Annotated in this window: 3 protein-coding genes; all 3 read left to right on the top strand. The window is 60.7% G+C overall.

Annotation, left to right across the window (positions count from 1 at the left end):
* Positions 1-86: 86 nt before the first annotated feature.
* The 3 genes from tnpA to tnpC all read left to right on the top strand — a co-directional run bounded on the left by tnpA (position 87) and on the right by tnpC (position 2,568).
* Positions 87-551, top strand: a complete 465-nt coding sequence (tnpA, locus tag PQQ51_RS34195; protein WP_408501604.1) for an IS66-like element accessory protein TnpA — start codon at positions 87-89, stop codon at positions 549-551.
* Entirely contained in the window at positions 551-904 is a 354-nt protein-coding gene (gene tnpB / locus PQQ51_RS34190; protein WP_408501603.1) for an IS66 family insertion sequence element accessory protein TnpB, read from the top strand. Before tnpA ends, tnpB begins: the two co-directional genes overlap by 1 nt.
* 86 nt (positions 905-990) lie before the next feature.
* Entirely contained in the window at positions 991-2,568 is a 1,578-nt protein-coding gene (gene tnpC, locus PQQ51_RS34185; RefSeq protein ID WP_408501602.1) for an IS66 family transposase, read from the top strand.
* Positions 2,569-2,659: the final 91 nt, after the last annotated feature.

Genomic DNA, 2,659 nt, shown 5'->3' with positions numbered 1-2,659 from the left:
CGTAAGCGCGCGATTTCACACACCTAGCTTGCGTTGTTGAGAAGGCTCACGATTGCGTCCGCAACCTCACTTTGCGGACGCAATCCATGACAGAAGATGACCTCAGCTTTTTGCCCCTACGCGTGACGCGTGTTGGTGTCGGCGGCAAGCGAAGCTTCGATCCAACGGACAAACGTCGACTCGTCGAAGCCTGTCTGCGGCCAGGCGCTTCGCTATCGGGCCTCGCCCTGAAGGCGGGCGTTAATGCCAACCAGTTGCATAAATGGGTTCAGGCGCGTGAACGCGCCCGGCCCCCGATCGGGTACAACGAGCCGGTCGCACCGTCAGCGTTTGTTCCGGTCGTAGCGATCGACGAGCCGACAGCGGTCATGGCGTCCGCGCCCGCGTCGCACCGCACCACCAGAGCAGAATCATCCTGCATTTCGCCACGCTCAACACGACTGGCACGGCTGTCTGCCCACCTGCCCAATGGCGTGAAGCTCGAGCTCGAATGTTCAACAGAGGACGTGGCAATCGTCAATGCGATGGTTGCCGCATTGGGAGCGCGTTGATGTTCCGCTTCGAACCGGACCTGACGGTCTTCCTGCATCGCGAACCGATCGACTTCCGGGCCGGCATCAATAGTCTCGTGGCGCTTGTCGAGCAGTCCATGCAACTCGATCCGTTTGCACGGGCCGTGTTCGCCTTCCACAACCGCAAACGCAACCGGATCAAACTGTTGTTCTACGATCGCAACGGTTTCTGGATGATGTTGAGGCGCCTCGAAGAAGACCACTTCGTATGGCCACGACGGCAGCAGACCGTAGTCAAGCTGACGAGCGAGCAGTTGCACTGGCTCCTGGATGGCATCGACATTGATGCTGTGCGCCGCCACCCGGTACGGTCGTACCATCACGCCAGTTGAGCATTGCGCGTCACCTGTCAGCGTCGGTCGGCCTGTTACAAATTCCCGTAAACCCATCGCGCGTGCGACTTCGTTATCGTGGAGGCATGAACGAGGACGACTTCTCCCGATTGCCACCAGCCGCCCAGGCCTATATCCGTGAACTCGAGACACGCAACCGGCAACTGGGCGACCGGATTACCCAGCTCGAAGAGCAGTTTCGCCTCGCGCAAAGCAAGCGCTTCGCCCCAAGCAGCGAGAAGCTCAAGGATCGCGTCTTCGACGAGGCCGAACAGATCGCCGGCTCCGAGCCCGACGACATGGACGCCGGCGCCACTGACGACGCGTTCGTGCTCCCCGACACGGGCCTGCCGGATCCGCCGGCACCCACGAGAAGCAAACCGGGACGTAAGCCTTTACCGGCGCACCTGCCACGCCAACGCATCGAATATGACCTGCCCGAGAGCGCGAAGGTATGTCCGTGCTGCGCGCACGCACTGCACCGCATGGGTGAAGAGCTTAGCGAACAGTTGCACATCGAAGTAAAGGCGTCGGTGCTCCAGCACGTGCGCTTCAAATATGCGTGTCGCCACTGCGAACGCCACGCCGAGCGCACGCCGGTCATCACGGCACCGATGCCGGCCCAGCCATTGCCAGGCAGCAATGCCAGTGCGGCGATGATCGCCACGGTCACCGCGGGCAAATACGTTGACGGAACACCGTTATACCGGATGGCCCATGCGCTGGCGCGCGCGGACATCGAAGTCGGACGCGCTACGCTGGCGAACTGGATCATCCGGCCTGCTGAGTTGCATTACAGCCGTGTGTACGAGGCGCTGCGCAAGACATTGCTGTCGCAACAGCTGATTCACGGCGACGAGACCACGGTACAGGTACTCAAGGAGCCGGGCAAAACCGCCCAGAGCACCTCGTATATGTGGGTGTATCGCAGCGCTGAAGACTGCTCCGAACCCGTCGTGCTGTTCGACTACCAGCCGGGGCGCGCACAGCAATATCCCCAAGCGTTCCTCGCGGGCTACAAGGGCCTGCTTATGACCGATGGGTACGCCGCCTGGCGCACGCTCGAAGGTCCGACCCACTTCGGCTGCCTCGCCCACTCGCGACGCACCTTTGTTGATGCCTTCAAGGGCATGAAGAAACCAGGCGGGCGTGCCGCACATGCATTGGAATACTTCAAGGCGCTCTACCAAGTCGAAACCCTCGCAAAGGGCGATCTGCCCGAGGGCGAGACGCGCGTCGATTACACCTTCCGGCTGCGTCAGCAACACAGCGTGCCGCTGCTGGAGTCCTTCAGGAAATGGCTTGACGAACTGGCACCACAGATTCTTCCTGAGAGCCTGCTGGGCAAAGCGATCTCCTATACACGCAACCAGTGGACGTACCTCAGCCGCTACGTGAACGACGGGCGCGCGCCAATCGATAACAACGTGATCGAGCGCGACATCAGGCCATTCTGTACCGGCAGATCCTCATGGATGTTCAGTGACACGGTTGCTGGTGCGAAGGCCAGTGCCATGATCTACAGCTTGATGCTCACGTGCCGAGCGTGCAACGTCGAACCTTATGCATATCTCGTACGGGTACTCAGCGAATTGCCGCAACGGGCATTAGACGCCGATGTTACCGACCTGCTGCCGCTTAACTTCTCGAAGCCTACGGCTTGACCGCGTAACAACGCTTGGTCCAACCACCGTATTGACGTGACCGTTGCCACGCGGCCATATGGGTCCCGTGTGTGCCAGATCGAGCGCTTAC

The sequence above is a fragment of the Paraburkholderia xenovorans genome (assembly GCF_046030735.1).
Lineage (GTDB): Bacteria > Pseudomonadota > Gammaproteobacteria > Burkholderiales > Burkholderiaceae > Paraburkholderia > Paraburkholderia xenovorans_A.
Note: the sequence above shows the minus strand (reverse complement) of the source record. Positions and strands in the feature narration are given on the sequence as shown.

What these genes read in the sequence shown, in the direction of transcription:
- tnpB (WP_408501603.1), top strand. Translation starts at nt 551, where the DNA reads ATGTTCCGCTTCGAACCGGACCTGACGGTCTTCCTGCATCGCGAACCG.
- tnpC (WP_408501602.1), top strand. Translation starts at nt 991, where the DNA reads ATGAACGAGGACGACTTCTCCCGATTGCCACCAGCCGCCCAGGCCTAT.
- tnpA (WP_408501604.1), top strand. Translation starts at nt 87, where the DNA reads ATGACAGAAGATGACCTCAGCTTTTTGCCCCTACGCGTGACGCGTGTT.